This window comes from Ectobacillus sp. JY-23 (assembly GCF_023022965.1).
In the GTDB taxonomy this organism is placed as follows: domain Bacteria; phylum Bacillota; class Bacilli; order Bacillales; family Bacillaceae_G; genus Ectobacillus.
In genome coordinates, this window is sequence record NZ_CP095462.1 from 1,594,585 (window position 1) to 1,613,817 (window position 19,233).

Below are 19,233 nucleotides of genomic sequence, written 5' to 3' on the forward strand. Positions count from 1 at the left end.
CCTTTCTTATTTCAAGATAAAACCTACTTTGTTATTTCTAAATCATATTCTATATGTGCTTTATTTACTTATACAGAAAAAACAAATATATTCATAGATTTCACCCAGAATTATTTTCTTAATTTTTACACGATTATACTCTTTAATTATACAAAAAATGTATGATATATTCAATATTTCCATTAGCACTATACGAATATATAACATTTGTTATAAAATTTGAGTATAGTATTTTTAATTTTATCTCTCTTTATAACGTAACATTCATTATAAAGAACGAAAGCGAGGATTTATATTGAGGATTATACGAGTTATGACTACATTGGCTTTCTTCGGTATTGTGGGGTGGATTGTATATTTTCTCTTCTTTGAAGAAATTGCAACGATGTCCACAAACATCCATTCCGTTGAAACCACCAAAAGCGTAAATGCAAATCAGGTTACACAAATAGAAGTACATACCGATTCAGCGGATATTCATATTACTCCTACAAACAACCAGGAGCAAATTGTCGCCACTTTAACGGGGAAGATTTCCGATACATACAAAGATCGCTTCGCTATTCACATGTTGCCATCTGGTGATAAATTGCAGATAAATATTAAAGAAAAAAAGAAATGGGCCATTGGTTTTCACATCAACAATGTGCAAGTCGAATTACAAATCCCACAAAAAATCTATGAGACCCTTACCCTCAAAACGAATAGCGGTAGCATACACGGCGACAGCTTACAGATAAAAAAACTCGTTGCGGTAACAAATACAGGTGATGTTCGTATAAAAAACATTTCAGGGAAAACCATCAATCTCCAAACTAAGCAGGGAGATGTTGCTTTAACATCTGCAGTTGCTACAAACACAAAACTTGACACAGAATCAGGCAATATAATTGCTGACTTTATTCAGAATGAGAACATTCATATCTCATCTATATCCGGAGATATCAAACTTCGTGAAATCAAAGGCAGTAGCGTAATCCAAACAAAATCTGGAGATACTCTGTTTAAGCAGCGAGAGTTAACTAACCCGATTAGTATCTACAGCAAAAGCGGTGATACAGAAATTGCAGCCACCAATGTTCCTGCCGTTCAATTTCATGTTATAAGTAAATCCGGTACCTACAATGTACAAGGTTCTTCTCTTCAATACCAAGAACAAACTCCCCATCGCCTACGTGCAAGCGCAGGGGAAAACGGACCTGTCATTAAGATAGAGAGCGATTCCGGCAACTTCTTATTTCATTAATTTTTTATATAATAAGTAGCACGCTTACATATATCCCCACAGAAGAAACGCTCCGTTAATATTACTAACGGAGCGTTTCTTCTACTTCATCCAATTGTTCACGCAGTTTTTTTACTTGATAAAACAAGCCAAATGCACCTGATAAAAACAGGATAATAGCTCCCATCATTACATACAGCTGCAATGCTTCCTTATCACCATTTGGAATGAGTAAGCCTGCCAGCAAAATGGTACTTAGCGCTAACAAAACCTGAGCAAAACGAGTATAGTCATCTATTTTTTGACGCAATTGTTTCATCCCTAACACCACCTATATTGGTTCATGTTGTTTTCCACACATGCAAACAGTCAAGGAGCGAAGATACCAAGACAACTTACTTCATAATTTATGGTCTGACTCGGTCAGTTCTTCTCTATTATCAAGGCTCTGTTAAAGTTCGTTGTTAATTTCCGTTATGGGGAGCGATTTCCGCGGACGGCCAGGGAGACTCCATCAACAAGTGCCAATTAGCAACATTAGGCTTTAACACAGCCATTATCAAAAGAATGCTTGTTCTTCTACTTCTACTGTAACATACTCTACTATCCTTTTAATCAAGTAAATTCAACCAATATAACCAACTGTTCTCATAGAGATAATAGGACAAATTACAACGTACATATACTGCATAGAGGTGGGAAAAGTGATGTACAACCACAGCAAACAAGAGTTTAGAATATATGTAATTCATTTCTCCAAACTAAAAACATTTTTCATTATCGATGTGGCTATCGGCACTGCTATTTACTATATACTTGCTTCCTATTTATCAAGTGTATCTTTGGGCAGTATTGGAAGTATAATTATCATTGAAGGATATAAAAGATTGCAAAAACAAAGCAGAAAAGACACCATGTAAGGTGTCTTTTCTGCTTATGATAATGCTTGCGTCAAATCTTCAATTAAATCTTCCCCGTCTTCAATTCCAATTGAGATTCGAATTAATGTGTCCGTGATGCCAAGCTCGGCACGACGATCTGCCGGAATAGACGCATGTGTCATTTTAGAAGGAACAGAAATTAAGCTTTCTACTGCTCCAAGACTCTCCGCCAACGTAAAGTACTGCAGACGTTCCATGAGCTTTGTTAATGTTTCTTCACTGTCTACATCAAAAGAAACGATAGCCCCAAACCCTTCTGCTTGTTTTTTAGCTACATCATGATTCGGATGATTTTCTATACCAGGATAGTATACCTTTGTTACTTTCGGATGATTTTGCAGGAATTCTACAATTGCATGTGCATTTGCTTCATGCTCTTGCATACGAACCCCCAATGTTTTCAAGCCGCGCAGCAACAACCAGCTATCTTGCGGCCCCAAAACGCCACCTGTAGAGTTTTGAACAAAATGAAGGTCTTGTGCCAGTTCCTCGGAATTTACCACTACAACCCCCGCTACAACGTCGCTGTGACCACCCAAGTATTTTGTGGCGCTGTGAAGAACGATGTCCGCTCCTAAAGAAATCGGTGTTTGCCAATATGGTGTCATAAATGTATTATCTACAATGGTTAGCAAGTTGTGTGCCTTGGCAAGTGCAGCCACTTCAGCAATATCAGTGACCTTTAACAATGGATTTGTCGGTGTCTCAATATAAATCGCTTTTGTATTCGGACGAATAGCTCCTTCTACTTCATTCAAGTTTGTTGTATCAACAAAAGTATGCTCGATGCCAAAGCGATTTAATACTTTGGACATTACACGATATGTGCCGCCATATACATCATCTGTTAAAACAACATGATCACCGCTTGAAAATAGCATCATTACTGCCGTGATCGCTGCCATCCCAGAACCAAAAGCAAATCCAGCATGACCGTTTTCAATTACAGCTATCATTTCTTCTAGCGCATTCCGAGTTGGATTACCCGTACGAGAATATTCATAACCTTTATGCTTTCCAATCGCTTCTTGCTTATATGTGCTCGTTTGGTAAATGGGTACTGTTACCGCGCCTGTCAAAGGATCTCCTATATGAATACCATGAATTAATTTTGTTTTTGCCCTCATTATTCCCACCCCTTATATATTTGTTTACTTAAATAACGCTCGCTACTGTCCGGGAATATGGTCACAATATGTGTACCCGGCTTTGCCTGTTCTGCTTCTTGTAAACTGGCATGTAATGCAGCCCCGGAAGAGCTTCCCACCAATAATCCTTCGTGCTGTGCTAGCTCCTTTACACGACGAAATGCATCTTTGTCCAGCACAGTGTGAATGCTATTAAAATACGAGTGATCCATAAAAGGCGGCAAGAATTCCATACCGATTCCTTCTGTTGCGTGCGAACCAGGCTCTCCGCCATTTAAAATTGACCCCTCAGGCTCGACAATTACTGTTTTAATATTGGCGTTTTTCTCTTTTAAATATTGAGCAGTCCCCATAAATGTACCGCCTGTACCCGCACCGGCAACAAAGATGTCTATTTTACCATCTAAATCTCGCCACAATTCTGGTCCTAACGTATGATAATACGTAATTGGATTTGCTTCATTTGCAAATTGTTGCGGACAATACGAATTTGGAATTTCCTGCAACAATTCCTTAGCCTTTGCTATTGCCCCTGTCATCCCCTGCTCTGTTGGCGTATTAACGACAGTTGCACCCAATGCACGCATTAAGTCCTGCTTTTCCATACTAAACTTTTCCGGTACGCATACAAGCACGTGCAAGCCATATTTTTGCGCCGCAAGCGCTAAACCGATTCCCGTATTACCAGCCGTTGGCTCAATAATTGTGCCGCCTGGAGTAATAAAACCTTGTGCTAATGCATCTTCAATGAGATGCTTACCAAGTCTATCTTTCACACTACCGCCGGGATTAAAAAACTCAAGCTTTGCAAATAACCGTACATCTTTTGGCAACGGAAAGCTTGTAATCTCAACAAGCGGCGTGTTACCAATTAATTCATGCACATTTCTATACACATTCATCTATCCAACCTCCATTATGAAGGAATCCCTCTTCCCGTAAAGAAGCAACTGTCCCACCTCTATGTATGAACAGTTGCTACTCTCACTTTTACTTCAATTCATTCAGCATATTCACAATAAATGCCGTAGAATGACGTGCTGCTTGATCCAAGAATTGATCGAAGGAAACGTGTGATTCTTTTCCGGCAATGTCAGATAACGCACGGACAATTACAAATGGCACATTATATTGGTAACATACTTGCGCTACAGCAGCTGCTTCCATCTCAACAGCATATAAATCAGCAAACTTGCCGCGAATACCATCTACACGCACAGGATCATTCATAAAAGAGTCACCCGTTGCAATTGTTCCTTTTACAGCCTGCACACCGCTCATTTTCATGCAACGCTCCGCAAGTGCTACAAGCTCCTCATCTGCTTTAAAAGCTGCAGGCATACCCGGAACTTGTCCGTATTCATAATTAAAAGCAGTAACATCCACATCGTGATGACGTACTTCTGTTGAAATAACAACGTCTCCTACATTTAATGCATGATGAAACCCACCTGCTGAGCCGGTATTAATAATCTTTTCAGGTTGATAGCGTTCAAGCAAAATTGTTGTGGACATTGCTGCATTTACTTTGCCGATTCCTGATTTAAGCAATACAACTTCATGACCTGCAAGCTGTCCCAATGTGAATTCGCACCCAGCTACAACCTCTGTACGAGCCCCTTCCAGCTGCTCACGCAAAATGCGTACCTCTTCTTCCATTGCTCCAATGACTGCAATTTTCAAAACGTGATCCCTCTTTCTTAGTTCTTTACGGCCTCCATAATCCAAACAAAATGATTATATCGTGTAAACGTAACCGTAAATCCATTATTTGTAAATATAGTTTCCATAACCGGGATACGTGTATAGTATTCCGATTGAAGATCCTTTGCCAAATTATGATATCCTTTCGTGATCGCTTCTTCAACAGTCTTATCAAATGCTTCTTGATTTATGAATATCGTATCGGCGAATACTATTTTACCACCTTTTTTAAGCATTTGCCCATACTTCTCTACAGCTGTATTCTTCTCTTCATCAAGCAGATGATGAAACGCATACGTACTTACAATTGTATCGACCTGTTCAGGTACATGAAAATTTAAGAAATCGCCTTCGCTTACAGAAACATGCTTCGGTAATTTTTGTTTAGCGATTGCACGCATTTCTTTAGATGGTTCAATACCGTATACGAGATGGCCCGCCTCTAATAATTTATTGGTTAAGTTTCCAGTTCCCACACCAAATTCTAATACTGTACCTGTAGATTTTGCAACAACATCATTTAAAATCGCTTCATAATTAGAAAATACTTCTTTATATTCATCATCTTCTCCCGCAACGAAAGAATCATAAGTATGTGCCCATTCATCAAATAGTTGATTAAATTCTGTTCCCATTATGTTAATTCCCCTTTTTCTCATCGGATTTATCAGTATAATATGCTGATTTGTTTCAAAAGTCAACTTATCCCTACTATGAATTCTTTTCCAAATGTGAAAAGTAGAAGCGGCTTGTTCAGATTCATGAGGTAGAATTCCTCTGAATTGAGGAGATAGACAACAGCAATTTTATACTTTCTTATCCATTAAGCTCTGTTAAACATTGAAGGTCTCTTTCTGCAGGCAGTCAGAGAGTCTACTTAGCACTGCACATCTCCCTTTGATTCGCTTGTACCGCAGGAGTCTATCCCTTCGATTCCAATCAACAAATGCGGATTATCACATCAGACTTTAACACAGTCAGTAAATAAAAAAGACGAGCAAATCAATTTGCTCGTCTTACATTAATTTATGAACCAGTGTCGGTTGCCAGCCTTGTCCTTCTACCCATTCAATGTATACTTTAAATCTTTCTTTCGTATCCTTTGCCTGCACGGTTCCAATCGCCTTATTTGGACCATTATTGCCAAGGAACAAAATAGTTAATGTGTCTGCAGGAATATCAAGCGCATAAGAAATCGCTTGGGTCATCTCTTTCCAGTCTTGAGAAGAAGAATCAAACTTGGTAACATGCGGTTCACTTTGTGCAGTACCAATTGGCTTCCAAGACGGATTTGTATATGCTTCTGCAACACCAGGACTTTGAGACTCAGGAACTTGTACTTTCTGATCTTCTACGACAGGTGCCGGATTTTCAATTACTTTTTCTTTTGGTTTAGATTCAGGTTTTTCAGAAGAAATCTCTTTTTTCATTTTTTGTTCTTTCTTCGGTTCTTCCTTCTTCGTTACCTCTTTTTTAGGGGCTTGTTCTTGTACCGTTGGTGTCGCAAAAAAGGTTTGGTACGCAACTGTAACAGCTGCAAGCAACACAATTCCGATAAATATGTTTAAAAACCATGCTTTTCGGCGTTTTTGTCTTTTTGTTTGCAATCTTGAATTGTCTTCTAACTGCGGCATGTTTACAACCTCCATCAACAATCATTCAACGTTCATTGTAGCACTATTTTGAAAGAGGTTGAATAAAATTTTGTCGATTGTCATAAAACAAAAACATTTGTTACATACCCTTGTTAGCGATTGCTTCTACATAATCTGCAAATACTTTCCCTGCTAAATTGTCAACTTCGTTCGTATACAGTTCCACGCTCACCAGTGCATATCGCGGTGCTTCGTAAGGAAAATAGCCTGCAAACCAACGGTTCACATAATTACCCTCCCCCGTTTCCGCAGTGCCACTCTTACCGGCGACCCCACCAGGAAGACTTTGGTATCGCTTACCGGTTCCCTTTGAGGAAGTAACAACACTTCGCAGAAGCTGCTGTAATTGTTCCATAACACGTTGACTCAACTGCGAATGTACTTCATGTACAGGAAATTCATGCATAACAGCACCATTTTTATATTGAATTTCTTTAACACCGGTTACCTCAATTCTCTGTCCCCCGCGTGCAATTGTCGCCATCATATTGGCGATTGCAAGCGGAGATATCCGAACATTTTTTTGACCAATCGCGGTCTGTGCAATTGCCTTGTTAATATGTTTATCTGATTGCGCCTTCCAAATTTGCATGGCTTCTTCTTCAGGAAATTGTTTAAATTCCGTAAAATGAAAGACATTCCCCTTCCATCCTACAGTTTGAGACAATCCCAGCATCTTCGCATATCTCTCTAGAACATCCTCGTCCTCTTTGATTAATTCAGAAGCAATCTTTGCAAATGTATGGTTACAGCTCTGCGCAAAACTCTCTTTAAATGTTAACATCCCCATTTCGTGTTCTGCCGGACCTTCTCCATATAAATCTTGGTCACAATTAAATGTACCGCTTGTTTTTCTTTTATCAATTGCAGCAGCAGCTACTACAGTTTTAAAAACAGAACCCGGAATATGTGCAGAAAGCATTTGATTTTTAGCTCCTGCAGCGTATGCATGCTGAGAATATGTAGCAAGACTCGGTTTGCTTACCATCGCCAAAATTTCACCACTTTGTACATCCAATAGAACGAGACCGCCTTTTTTCATTCCAGATTCCTCCACTACTTTCTCAGCTAGCTGCTGCAACTCTTTATCTAAGGTTGTACGAATGACAAGCGGATAGAAAGGGTTAGCCGTACTGCTATACTTTACTGTTTTTCCAAACATTGGCTCACCGGTTTGGTCCACATGATACAATAACTTTGACTCACCGCTCGTTACTAAAAATTCATCAAAGGCACGCTGAAACCCAGATATACCAATAGGAGTATGCGGTGATATAATCCCTTTCTGTATTTTATTCCTATATCGTTTCCGGACCTCAGTCTCATTTTGTCCTGTAATACCGATGAGATGGTCTGCAGTTACTGCTCCACCGGTTTTTGCGTAAACAGCCACTACCCCCGGCACTTTTAGATGATTTACATCCTCTATTTGCTTTGCAGATAACTGCAGCACCTCTCCATTCTGCTTTAATATAACTGGCTTCTGTGTAAGCTGTAACATAATGTGCTGAGGGGAAATGTCCAGAATATGTGCGAGTTGTTCCACTGGCCAATCTACATACTTGAGAAAAGGAAATAACACTACACTGCCATGTACATCGTCCACTAACTTTTCACCTGCTCGGTCCACAAAACTACCTCTACCATCATGTATAGATACAGCATGTACGCGTTGCATAACACTTTCTTCTAACAAATTTATATTTCTCTTAGAAAATGACTCCGTTTCAAATAGCTGAATTTGCGCTAGCCTCGCTAGCAAAAACAGCATTCCACCTGCCATACAAACAAGCAATATATATAAACGTTTTTTTTGCATACAAAACACCTCATCAACAGTGTTGACGAGGTGTTTTGTATTTCATACTTTTATTTTACAGAAACAATTTTTACTTTCATATCTCCGCCCGGTGTTTGTACCACTACTTCATCACCAATTTGTTTACCAAGAACACTTCTCGCAATTGGAGAATCATTAGAAATTTTCCCTTCAAACGGATCTGCTTCCGCACTTCCTACAATTGTATATGTTTCTTCTTCTCCATCAGGTAACTCTACAAAAGTCACTGATTTACCAAGTGTTACAACAGAAGATGTTTCTGCATTTTCTTCAATAATAACGGCATTGCGAATCATATTTTCAATTTGTGTTACACGACCCTCAACAAATGCTTGCTCATCTTTTGCTGCATCATACTCAGAGTTCTCAGAAAGATCGCCGAAGCTTCGTGCGATTTTAATGCGCTCAACAACCTCTTTACGTCTTACCGTCTTTAAATATTCTAGTTCCTGTTCTAGTTTTTCTTTTCCTGCTTGTGTCATTGGATACGTTTTTTCCATTGCCATGTTTTCCACTCCTTTTTATGTATGCCGATTCCTCACTCCGAGGAGTTGTTCCATATAAAGACATCCTCACCCGTTTCCGGGTGAGGCTTGTATGCTCCATTCTATTCGCTATATGGGAATGAAATCCCTTCTAATGGACGTCTTTTTCTATACTATTACAAAACTGTGATTTGTTCAAGGATTGTCCCAATTTTTGTTACCATTAAATCGATGGCAACATGATTTTGACCGCCTTCTGGGATAATAATATCCGCATATTTCTTGGATGGTTCAATAAATTGATTGTGCATAGGACGTACAACATTCACATACTGATCAATAACGGAATCCATGGTACGACCACGCTCTTCTATATCGCGTTGCATCCGACGCAAAATGCGAATATCCGCATCTGTATCAACGAACAATTTAATGTCCATTAAATCACGCAGACGTTTATCCTCAAGTACAAGAATGCCTTCTAGAATGATAACATCCTTCGGTTCTACAGGAATCACTTCATCCGAACGGGTATGAATTTTATAATCGTATACAGGTTTTTCAATCGGTTTATATTGCAACAATTGTTTAATATGCTCAATCAACAAATCATTATCAAACGCTAACGGATGATCATAGTTTGTTTTTAATCTTTCTTCAAACGGCAAATTACTTTGATCTTTATAATAATAATCCTGCTCCAGCATTAAAATGGAGTGGCCTTTGAATTGATCAAAAATGGCTTTTGTCACACTCGTTTTTCCCGAACCAGAACCGCCCGCGATTCCAATTACAACAGGTTTTTTCTTCCCCATTAATCGTACCACTCTTTCTTATTGAAATCTTTTTCTCATCATGTCATAAGGTCGTACAGGATTCGTTACTTTTATCTTTACAATTTCAAGTGGATGTCTCGCTGCATCTAACTCAGTTCCTTCTTCATTCCAAATTGTTCCTACCGTTTGTGTAAAGTTATCCATATCTGGTCCAAAAAACTCTACTTCTTGTCCAGGCTTGAAGTGGTTACGTTGCTGAATTGTTGCAATGCCTGTTTCTTCGTCGTAAGCCAGTACCAGACCTACGAAATCATACGTTGTCTTTTTGCTGTGCTTGCCGTACATTTGCTCTTCAAAGCCCGGTACACCTTCAAAGAATGCTGATGCTGTATCGCGGTTTGCACACTTATCAAGCTCCTCAATCCACTCTTGCTTAAATACAAAGTTATCTGGGTCTGCACAATATGCGTCAATCACCTTGCGATATACGCTTACTACTGTTGCAACATAGTGAATGGATTTCATACGCCCTTCAATCTTCAAACTATCCACGCCAATTTCAATCATTTTCGGAATAGACTCTACAAGTGTTAAATCCTTCGGGCTCATTGCAAATGGTGCATCACCTTCAGCAAACAGCGCTGTTTCGGGTGCATTTTTGTCTTGTGACAAGGTTTGAATTAAATCATAGTCCCAGCGGCAAGATTGACAGCATCCGCCACGGTTACTATCTCGTGCTGTCATATGGTTACTTAGTGTACATCTGCCGGAATACGCAATACACATCGCACCATGAATGAAAGCTTCAATTTCAACATCTACTTTTTCTTTAATTTCTTTAATTTCTTCGTAGCTTGTTTCTCGTGCTAATACAAGTCGATGCAAGCCCTCTTCTTTCCAGTATTGTGCCGCTTTCCAGTTGGATAAGGATTGCTGTGTGCTCAAGTGAATTTCAATAGAAGGTGCAGCTTCTCGACATGTTTCAATAATAAGCGGATCTGCAACGATAATGCCCGTTACACCAGCACGTTCAATACCTTGCAAATACTCGCGCAAGCCATCCATATTTTCATTATGTGCAAAAATGTTCGTTGTTACATATATTTTTGCGCCGTATTGCTTCGCAAATGCAACACCTTCTGCCATTTCCTCTAAGGTGAAATTATCAGCATTGGAACGCAGACCAAACTCTTGCCCGCCAATAAACACTGCATCTGCACCGTAGCGAACGGCAATTTTTAGCTTTTCTAGATTGCCCGCAGGCGCCAACAATTCCGGCTTTTTCACAATAACACGTTTGCCGTCTACAATTTTTGATATCTCTCGTACAACTGTCATGCTGTCGCCTCCTTAATATACTGTTTCCTTATAGAAGAATCCTGTATCAAGCGGTCTGTTTACCGGTTGTAACTCTTCAATTTCTTTATATAAACGATCTTTTACATCATAGTAAGCATCGCGATCTTCTACACATAAATCAATTGCTTGTCTGTATTTTTTAGTAACATCAATAATATAAGCAGGACTTTTTAACACACCATCAATTTTGAAGGAATCCACACCTGCGTCAATAAGTTCTTCCAATTCATCAATGATGCAAATATCATTGGGACTCATAATATGTGTACCATTTACATCTTCAAATACAGGGTATTTGTTATTGCGCTCTTTGTCATACAAGAACATATTTTTTTCAAGCTTTTTCTTTTCAATTTCCATTTCGCGACCTTGGTATTCAAAATAGTTTCCAATTAAGGATCTCTTAGACTGGAACATACATGTCATACCGTGCACTTGTACTTCAATTTCCACTTCTGCGTGCTCTTTAATTTCAAGAATAGCATCAAAGCTTAACTCACGCGCCAACACAGCACGCTTTGCTCCTTTACGGCCCCAATAATTGCAAGTAAACCAATTGGTTGCTGTTGTTTCTGTGTTCCAGTGTAATTTCATATCAGATGCCACTTCACGCGCAGCCATTAACACAGCAGGATCGCCAAATACAATTGCATCTGCACCCACTTCTTTTACAAATGCAGCATATTCTGTTAACGCTTCTACTTTCTCGTTATGAAACAATGCGTTCATCGCAACATATACTTTGACCTTGTTTGCATGAGCTACTTCTACAGCACGCTTCACATCTTCACGTAAAAATTCGCCTGCCAAACGAAGTCCAAATTGTTGTTCCCCAATAATAATTGCATCTGCACCCGCTTTTGCTAATGCTTCTATATCTTCTACCTTAGTTGGTGTTACCAATAGTTCAGGTTTTTTCATTTGTGTTCACCTCTTTTTTTACTTACAGCTACACCATCGCCAATGGGAAAAATCGTCGTGTGATACCCAGGGTGAGCCATTAACCATTCATTATAGCTCTTTATCTTTTTCACTAAACTTCGCATCCGCTTGTTTTCAATGGTTTCTTCTGCCACAAGACCGCGAAACAGCACATTATCGGTCAGAATAACACCGTTATCCGTAAGAAGCGGCTCATACATTTCAAAAAAGCGCTGATATTGACCTTTTGCAGCATCTATAAAAATAACATCGAATTTACCGTATGCCTGCACTTGTTCGCCTGTTTCCAGTGCGTCACCGAACAAAAGGGATATAGAATTTGTTAAATTCGCTCTCTCTATATAAAATACAGCTTTATTGTACCGTTCTTCGTCGCGCTCAATGGTAACTACGCGCGCATCCGTTGCCTTTACCATACAAATGGCTGAATAACCAATCGCCGCACCAACCTCTAAAATTGCTTTGGGCTGAATGAGTCGAAGCAACTGCAACATAAATTCCATGCCCAACTTGTCCATAATTGGAACGCCGTGCTCTGCTGCAAATTGTTCCATCTCTTGAAGCAACGCGTCGTCCTGCTTGACTAGCGAAAGCAGATATTCTTGTACTTTGTCCATATGAAGAAGCTCCTTTCATCAAGCATTGCGTTTGTACACTATAAAGAAGCCCGGCAATCAATCCGGGCAATCTGAATTATACAGGCAAATGTACGATATGCAAAGATTATATCATGGTTTTTAACCCGATATATTTTACCATATATAAATGAGAGATGCGAACTTTTTATTTCGCATCTCTTTGTATCAACGCTGTGATGTAATGTGTTTTTCCTTTAATGCATTGTGTTCCTCTAATGTTTTTGCGAAAAACACCTCTCCATTTAAAGCTGCCAAGAAATAATAATAATCCGTTTGTTCCGGATCAAGAGCGGCTTTCATAGAAGGCTCTCCAGCATTCGCAATAGGACCTACGGGTAAGCCTGTTACAACGTATGTGTTATAGGGTGAAGCTATCTTTAAATCACTGTATAAAACGCGATCCTTATGCTTTCCGAGCGCATATAGCACTGTTGGGTCAGTTTGCAAAGGCATGTTTGCCTTCAAGCGATTATAAAAGACACTTGCGATTTTACGGCGGTCCGTCATCGCAGTTGCTTCTTCTTCAATTAACGAGCTCATTGTTAAAAACTGATGTACATCAAAGCCTAACTTTTCAATTGCCGGCTTGTTTGCTGTTACGTACTGATTTGTTTTTTCCAGCATTGGTTCTACAATTTCTTGTAACGTATTCTCTTTTTTATAGTACGAATATGTTGCCGGGTACAAATATCCTTCTAATTTATACGTGATAGCCGGATTTTGTAGCTTATTGGTTATAAGCTGCGGATAGGTTTTTTGTAGCTCCGCTAGAACGTTTCCATCATTTAACTGTCTCAGCACGTCATCTTCGTTAAACTTAAATTCGTTGGCAATTATTTTAACAATATCCTTTAGTTGAGAGCCTTCCGGAATGGTTATCTTATATCGCGCAGGATTATATACGCTTCCGCTTGTAATAATAGTAGCAATCTCTTTTACACTCATGGAAGGACTCAATAAATAATTTCCTGCCTTTAAGCCGTTTTGGAAATTCGCCTTTACATAATATTGAAACACGGTACCATTTTTAATAATTCCATTTTTCTCAAGTAATTCACCAATTCCCGCTGTTGAAGTACCCGATGGAATTTCGATTTCTTTTTTCTCTGCGGTATCAGCCACCGGCTTTAGGGCAGATGCAATGTATCCATAGCCGCCAATTGTCACTGCAAAAAGCAACAGAATGATTATGGCAGCGATTCTTCTTCGCTTTTTCTTTTTTGCTTGCTCGTTCCAACTTATCAAATGCCATGCCCTCCTTTTCATTGGTCTTATTATACTACAATTAATCGACCGTTTTCGATATTATTCTACACCAAAGGATGATGAAGCTGTCTTTTATACCATTTTAGCCGAGAAAATCTAACCTCAAGCATTATAGATTGTAGACTGCGTATTTTCACGGAATATAAAAAACGGACTGTTCTCACAGTCCGTTCCTCTTATAACTCTTCTTCATCCATCAATGTGTTAAATAGCTCTTGCACCATTTCCCACTCTTCTTCGTTTTCAATTGGAGCCAATCTTCCACCTTCTTCATCATCCTCATCTGGCTCTACGATAGCAGCATCGTAAATTGGATCTCCATCTTCATCATATTCACCGATTGGTGAGTACACTACATACATTTTGTTACCGAAGCGATCGGATTCAAATGTTGTAATGATATCACATAAATGCTCATTTCCATTTTCGTCTACAATTGTAATTTGGTTCTCATCCACGATATCGTGCTTGTCTGTCATTGTTCTTCACTCCTATTGTTTGCTGTCTAAGTAACCTTGTAAGATGACAACTGCTGCCATTTTATCAATTACTTGTTTGCGCTTTTTCCGACTTACATCCGCAGAAATTAAGAACCGCTCCGCTGCCATAGTAGACAGACGCTCGTCCCACATGATGACTTCAAGACCGAATAATGCGCGCAGATCCTCAGCGAACTTTTGGCAAGCTTCGCCGCGTGGACCGATTGTGCCGTTCATATTTTTCGGCAACCCTACCACTATCTTATCCACATTGTACTGTTTTACTAACTCCTCAATACGATTAAATCCAAATTGATTACGCTCTTCATTGATTTTAATCGTTTCGATACCTTGAGCCGTCCAGCCCATTTCATCGCTAAGCGCAACGCCGACCGTTTTCGTGCCGACATCTAAACCAAGTATGCGCATGTTTAGTCCTCACGATGATGCTTTAAATACGACTTTACCAACTCTTCAATTAACTCATCGCGCTCAAGCTTACGGATATTGTTACGTGCGTCTTTATGACGAGGTATGTACGCAGGGTCGCCGCTCAATAAATAACCCACAATTTGATTGATGGGATTATAGCCTTTTTCTTGAAGTGCATCATACACCGTAAATAATACTTCATTCACTTGGACACTTTGCTTTTCTTCTTGAAACGTAAACTTCATCGTTTTATCGAACTGGTCCATAGTAAGCACCTCGCTTTAAATAGGGATAGGGAGATTACTCTCCCTATCATTGTACACCAAACCAGTCTTAATTTAAAATAGATTTAACATACTCCGTTGCATATGAAATCGCTTCATCTACTTTATTAGGGTCTTTTCCGCCCGCTTGCGCCATGTCCGGACGACCGCCGCCGCCGCCGCCGCAAATAGAAGCTGCGCCTTTCACCAGATTTCCTGCATGGAATTTACCTGTAAGATCTTTTGTAACACCTGCAAGCAAGTTTACTTTTCCTTCATTAACAGCGGCAAGTAAAATAACGCCGGAACCAATTTTATGTTTCAAATCGTCCATCATCGTACGCAAGTTGTTTACGTCCGCGACGTTCACCTTACTTGCAAGAACGCTTACGCCATCAACTACTTGTACTTGATCTGTTAAGTTACCTGCTTCAATATTGCTTAGCTTCGCTGCCAAAGATTCGTTTTCTTTTTGCAGTTGCTTCACTTCCGCAAACAAGCCGTCTACCCTTGTTAAAATATCCTTTGTGTTCGTTTTCAGCTTGCTTGCTGTTTCTTTCAGAAGCGACACTTGACTGTTCATCATTTCATAAGCAGCCTTGCCTGTTACTGCCTCAATACGACGTGTACCTGCACCAATACCGGATTCTGATACCAGTTTAAAGATACCGATTGACGATGTATTTTCAACATGGCAACCACCGCAAAGCTCTAGGCTGTAGTCTCCAACTTGTACAACGCGAACCACATCACCGTACTTTTCACCAAACAGCGCCATTGCGCCCATCGCTTTTGCTTCTTCAATTGGCTTTTGAGAAATAACAACCGGAATACTATCCCAAATCTTTTCATTTACAATACGTTCAATTTTTTCGAGCTCTTCTGCTGTCACTTGACCAAAGTGAGAGAAGTCAAAGCGTAAACGCTCAGATGTCACAAGAGAGCCTGCTTGATTAACATGTGTGCCTAAAACATCTTTTAACGCCTGATGTAAAATATGCGTCGCTGTATGATTTTTAATTACACTTGCGCGATTTGAAGCATCAACTACAGCCGTTAGTGTTGCACCTTCTTGCAATGTACCTTCTAGTACAACCACTTTGTGCAGGTTTTGCCCGTTCGGTGCTTTTTGTACATCTTTCACTGCAACCTTGACACCCTCAGCAATTAATTGACCTTCATCTGCAATTTGACCGCCGCTCTCTGCATAAAACGGAGTGACATCCAAAATAAGTTGTGCCTCTTCACCCGCATTTACAACTTGTGCGTACTCGCCGTTTTGTAGCAACGCTACAATTGTGCTTGTCGCCTGCAATTCATTGTAACCTACAAATTGACTTTCCACTTTGATTTCTCCAAGAACACCACCTTGTACTTGCATGGAATCTACATCTTGACGGGCTGCTCTCGCGCGTTCACGCTGCTGTTCCATCTCTGCTTCAAAGCCGCTGTGATCTACTGTCATGCCTGCTTCTTCTGCATATTCATCCGTTAATTCAATTGGAAAGCCGTATGTGTCATACAATCGGAATGCATCTGCACCAGAAAGAACCGTGCTACCTGCTGCTTTTGCCTTTTCAATCACTTGCGCTAAAATCGCTTCTCCTTCGTGAAGTGTTTCGTGGAAGCGCTCCTCTTCGTTTTTCACAACGCGTTGAATAAATTCTGTCTTCTCTTTCACTTCTGGATAGAAGTCTTGCATAATCTCACCAACAACCGGTACTAGCTCATACATGAAAGGACGATTAATATTCAATTTCTTCGCATATCGTACTGCACGGCGCAATAAGCGACGCAGTACATACCCGCGACCTTCATTAGAAGGCAGTGCTCCGTCCCCCACTGCGAATGTTACCGTACGAATATGGTCAGCAATTACTTTGAATGCTGTGTCCTTCTCTACATCGCCGCCGCGGTATTTCTCACCCGAGATAGATTCTGTTGCGCCGATGATTGGCATAAACAAATCTGTATCGAAGTTTGTCGGTACGTCTTGTACCACAGAAGCCATACGCTCAAGACCCATGCCTGTATCGATGTTTTTCTTTGGAAGCGGCGTATACGTACCGTCTGGATTATGGTTGAATTGGGAGAATACCAAGTTCCACACCTCAAGATAACGCTCGTTTTCACCGCCTGGATATAACTCTGGATCAGACGGGTCGTTACCATAGGCTTCACCGCGATCATAGAAGATCTCTGTATTCGGGCCACTTGGACCTTCGCCAATATCCCAGAAGTTTTCTTCTAAGCGAATAATACGCTCTTTCGGAACACCCATCTTTTCATTCCAAATTTGGAACGCTTCATCGTCTTCTGGGTGAATCGTAACAGAAAGCTTTTCTTTATCAAAACCAATCCATTTTTCGCTTGTTAAAAACTCCCAAGCCCATGTAATTGCCTCTTCTTTAAAATAATCGCCAATGGAGAAGTTCCCCATCATTTCAAAGAATGTATGGTGACGTGCTGTTTTTCCAACGTTTTCGATGTCGTTTGTACGAATGGATTTTTGTGCATTTGTGATACGTGGATTTGCTGGAATTACACGACCGTCAAAGTACTTTTTCAATGTTGCTACACCGCTGTTGATCCATAGTAGCGACGGATCTTCATGCGGAACAAGAGACGCGCTCGGCTCTACAGCATGTCCTTTTTCTTGGAAAAAATCTAAAAACATTTGGCGAATTTCTGCTGCTTTTAACTTCTTCATGTATACTTCCTCCTTATTTTTTGGACAAATAAAAAACTCCCGCCCCCATAGCAGGGACGAGAGTATACTCGCGTTACCACCCTGATTATGGACCGGAGTCCATCACCTCAAGTTGCCGTAACGTGGCAAGACGGCAGGTGTTAGCTGCTCTCAGGATTAGCGTTCCGTCACTCTTCATCTGAAAGTCCTTTCAGCCTACGGGACCTCTCTCTGGAAAATGGGCTGTGACGTACTCGATCCGTCATGGATTTATGTATTCAAGCGAATTATAGCCTACAATTCATAGCCTTGTCAACGTCTTGCGAGCAGTCTTTTGGAATGAATAATGATAGTACGTAATACTGCAAGTACTGGCACCGCAAGCAGCAGCCCCGGCAATCCGGCAATCTCACCGCCTACTAATAAAGCGAACATAATTACAACCGGATGCATCCGAAGGGATTTGCCCACGATATACGGTGATAATATATTACTTTCTAAGAACTGCAAGATAGCGAGCGCTACCCCAGCTTTGATTACCATGTTGACCGATACGGTTGCGGCAACGATCAGAGTTGGAATTGCTCCTAAAATAGGACCAAAGTACGGAATAATATCCGTAACACCTATGAGAATTCCAAGTAACAATGGATATTTTAAGCCAATAATCCAAAATGCAAATGCAGCAACTCCAGCCAATACGGCACACACAAATAGTTGACCACGAATATAGTTTCCCAGTGATTTATCAATATCATCTACAAGCTTTCTCCCCTCTGCACACCACTTCCCCGGGACACATCGCCAAAAAAAGTGATACATGCGATCATAGTCTTTAAGCAAGTAGAATACGATGAATGGAATGAGTACAATGATTAACAGAGAATCCAATATTCCCTGTGCCGTACTCATCATCCGATCCAAAAAAGATTGTAGCTTAGCTTCAACACCAAGAAACGCCTCTCTTAGCTTGTCCGTCACAAATTCCGGAAAATTGGCTGTTCTTGTTTCTACCTGCTTGGTCCAGCTTTCGTACATATTAATAAATTGCGGGAAATTACGGTTCATGTCCTTTAATTGAGAGATTGCTGCAGGAACACCTTTATATACCCCATAACCTACCCCTCCAAAAAATAAGATATATATGAGTAAAATAGCGAGAACACGCGGCATTCCTCTTTGATGTAGCTTCTCCACAAGTGGATGCAATAAGTAAGCAATAAAATAAGCTGTTAAAAACGGAATTATCACCAATTTCATTAATTGCAAAAGAGGAAACCACATTGGCCTTAGCTTCCAAAATACAAGCAAACATAAAAACAACAGTAAAAGCAGGGCCAAACGGTAAATCCAAATTAGCTTAATATTTTTCACCGCACATCCCTCCGTTT

At 40.2% G+C, this 19,233-nt stretch carries 20 protein-coding genes and 1 other annotated feature; of the genes, 2 read left to right on the plus strand and 18 right to left on the minus strand.

What is annotated here, in order from left to right:
* The first annotated feature begins 313 nt into the window (after positions 1–313).
* A complete protein-coding gene (locus MUG87_RS08335; protein ID WP_247087013.1) occupies positions 314–1,246 on the plus strand; it encodes a DUF4097 family beta strand repeat-containing protein in 933 nt (310 codons plus the stop codon).
* A gap of 64 nt (positions 1,247–1,310) precedes the next feature.
* Here the strand turns inward: MUG87_RS08335 and MUG87_RS08340 are convergent, their stop codons facing one another.
* Entirely contained in the window at positions 1,311–1,544 is a 234-nt protein-coding gene (locus tag MUG87_RS08340) for a YrhC family protein (RefSeq protein WP_247087014.1), read from the minus strand.
* Positions 1,545–1,932: 388 nt separating this feature from the next.
* Here MUG87_RS08340 and MUG87_RS08345 point away from each other — a divergent pair, with 388 nt between their 5' ends.
* Positions 1,933–2,145: a hypothetical protein gene (locus MUG87_RS08345; RefSeq protein WP_247087015.1), complete on the plus strand. Its 213-nt coding sequence runs from the start codon at positions 1,933–1,935 to the stop codon at positions 2,143–2,145.
* 14 nt (positions 2,146–2,159) lie between these two features.
* On the opposite strand, the gene MUG87_RS08350 is transcribed toward MUG87_RS08345, so the two are convergent.
* The 17 genes from MUG87_RS08350 to MUG87_RS08430 form a co-directional block, all read right to left on the minus strand.
* Positions 2,160–3,293, minus strand: a complete 1,134-nt coding sequence (locus MUG87_RS08350) for a bifunctional cystathionine gamma-lyase/homocysteine desulfhydrase (RefSeq protein ID WP_247087016.1) — start codon at positions 3,291–3,293, stop codon at positions 2,160–2,162.
* Positions 3,293–4,216 (minus strand): PLP-dependent cysteine synthase family protein, encoded by a 924-nt coding sequence (locus MUG87_RS08355; protein ID WP_247087017.1) that lies wholly within the window; start codon positions 4,214–4,216, stop codon positions 3,293–3,295. Before MUG87_RS08355 ends, MUG87_RS08350 begins: the two co-directional genes overlap by 1 nt.
* Positions 4,217–4,304: 88 nt before the next feature.
* Positions 4,305–4,997, minus strand: a complete 693-nt coding sequence (gene mtnN, locus MUG87_RS08360) for a 5'-methylthioadenosine/S-adenosylhomocysteine nucleosidase (RefSeq protein WP_247087018.1) — start codon at positions 4,995–4,997, stop codon at positions 4,305–4,307.
* Positions 4,998–5,014: 17 nt separating this feature from the next.
* Positions 5,015–5,653, minus strand: a complete 639-nt coding sequence (locus MUG87_RS08365; protein WP_247087019.1) for a class I SAM-dependent methyltransferase — start codon at positions 5,651–5,653, stop codon at positions 5,015–5,017.
* Between the two features lie 381 nt (positions 5,654–6,034).
* On the minus strand, positions 6,035–6,652 hold the full coding sequence (locus MUG87_RS08370) for a YrrS family protein (RefSeq protein ID WP_247087020.1): 618 nt from the start codon (positions 6,650–6,652) through the stop codon (positions 6,035–6,037).
* A gap of 100 nt (positions 6,653–6,752) precedes the next feature.
* Positions 6,753–8,492 (minus strand): peptidoglycan D,D-transpeptidase FtsI family protein, encoded by a 1,740-nt coding sequence (locus tag MUG87_RS08375; protein WP_247087021.1) that lies wholly within the window; start codon positions 8,490–8,492, stop codon positions 6,753–6,755.
* Positions 8,493–8,542: 50 nt separating this feature from the next.
* Positions 8,543–9,019, minus strand: a complete 477-nt coding sequence (gene greA, locus MUG87_RS08380; protein WP_247087022.1) for a transcription elongation factor GreA — start codon at positions 9,017–9,019, stop codon at positions 8,543–8,545.
* Between the two features lie 155 nt (positions 9,020–9,174).
* Entirely contained in the window at positions 9,175–9,813 is a 639-nt protein-coding gene (udk, locus tag MUG87_RS08385) for a uridine kinase (protein WP_247087023.1), read from the minus strand.
* Between the two features lie 18 nt (positions 9,814–9,831).
* Complete coding sequence (locus MUG87_RS08390) at positions 9,832–11,112, minus strand: peptidase U32 family protein (protein ID WP_247087024.1); 1,281 nt, start codon at positions 11,110–11,112, stop codon at positions 9,832–9,834.
* 12 nt (positions 11,113–11,124) lie between these two features.
* Positions 11,125–12,054: a peptidase U32 family protein gene (locus tag MUG87_RS08395; protein ID WP_247087025.1), complete on the minus strand. Its 930-nt coding sequence runs from the start codon at positions 12,052–12,054 to the stop codon at positions 11,125–11,127.
* A complete protein-coding gene (locus tag MUG87_RS08400; protein WP_247087026.1) occupies positions 12,051–12,692 on the minus strand; it encodes an O-methyltransferase in 642 nt (213 codons plus the stop codon). The genes MUG87_RS08395 and MUG87_RS08400 overlap by 4 nt, the downstream gene beginning before the upstream one ends.
* A gap of 186 nt (positions 12,693–12,878) precedes the next feature.
* Positions 12,879–13,955 carry an endolytic transglycosylase MltG gene (mltG, locus tag MUG87_RS08405; protein WP_247087604.1) on the minus strand — a complete coding sequence of 359 codons (1,077 nt, stop codon included), beginning with the start codon at positions 13,953–13,955 and terminating at the stop codon, positions 12,879–12,881.
* A 200-nt stretch (positions 13,956–14,155) separates the two neighbouring features.
* Entirely contained in the window at positions 14,156–14,437 is a 282-nt protein-coding gene (locus tag MUG87_RS08410; protein ID WP_124563540.1) for a DUF1292 domain-containing protein, read from the minus strand.
* A gap of 33 nt (positions 14,438–14,470) precedes the next feature.
* The gene (ruvX, locus tag MUG87_RS08415) at positions 14,471–14,887 is read right to left on the minus strand and encodes a Holliday junction resolvase RuvX (RefSeq protein WP_247087027.1); all 417 of its coding nucleotides are present in this window, start codon (positions 14,885–14,887) and stop codon (positions 14,471–14,473) included.
* A gap of 2 nt (positions 14,888–14,889) precedes the next feature.
* A complete protein-coding gene (locus MUG87_RS08420; RefSeq protein ID WP_124563292.1) occupies positions 14,890–15,156 on the minus strand; it encodes an IreB family regulatory phosphoprotein in 267 nt (88 codons plus the stop codon).
* Between the two features lie 67 nt (positions 15,157–15,223).
* Positions 15,224–17,863: an alanine--tRNA ligase gene (gene alaS / locus MUG87_RS08425; RefSeq protein WP_247087028.1), complete on the minus strand. Its 2,640-nt coding sequence runs from the start codon at positions 17,861–17,863 to the stop codon at positions 15,224–15,226.
* Between the two features lie 49 nt (positions 17,864–17,912).
* Positions 17,913–18,117 (minus strand) — a binding site (T-box leader).
* 37 nt (positions 18,118–18,154) lie between these two features.
* A complete protein-coding gene (locus MUG87_RS08430; RefSeq protein ID WP_247087029.1) occupies positions 18,155–19,216 on the minus strand; it encodes an AI-2E family transporter in 1,062 nt (353 codons plus the stop codon).
* Between the last annotated feature and the right edge of the window lie 17 nt (positions 19,217–19,233).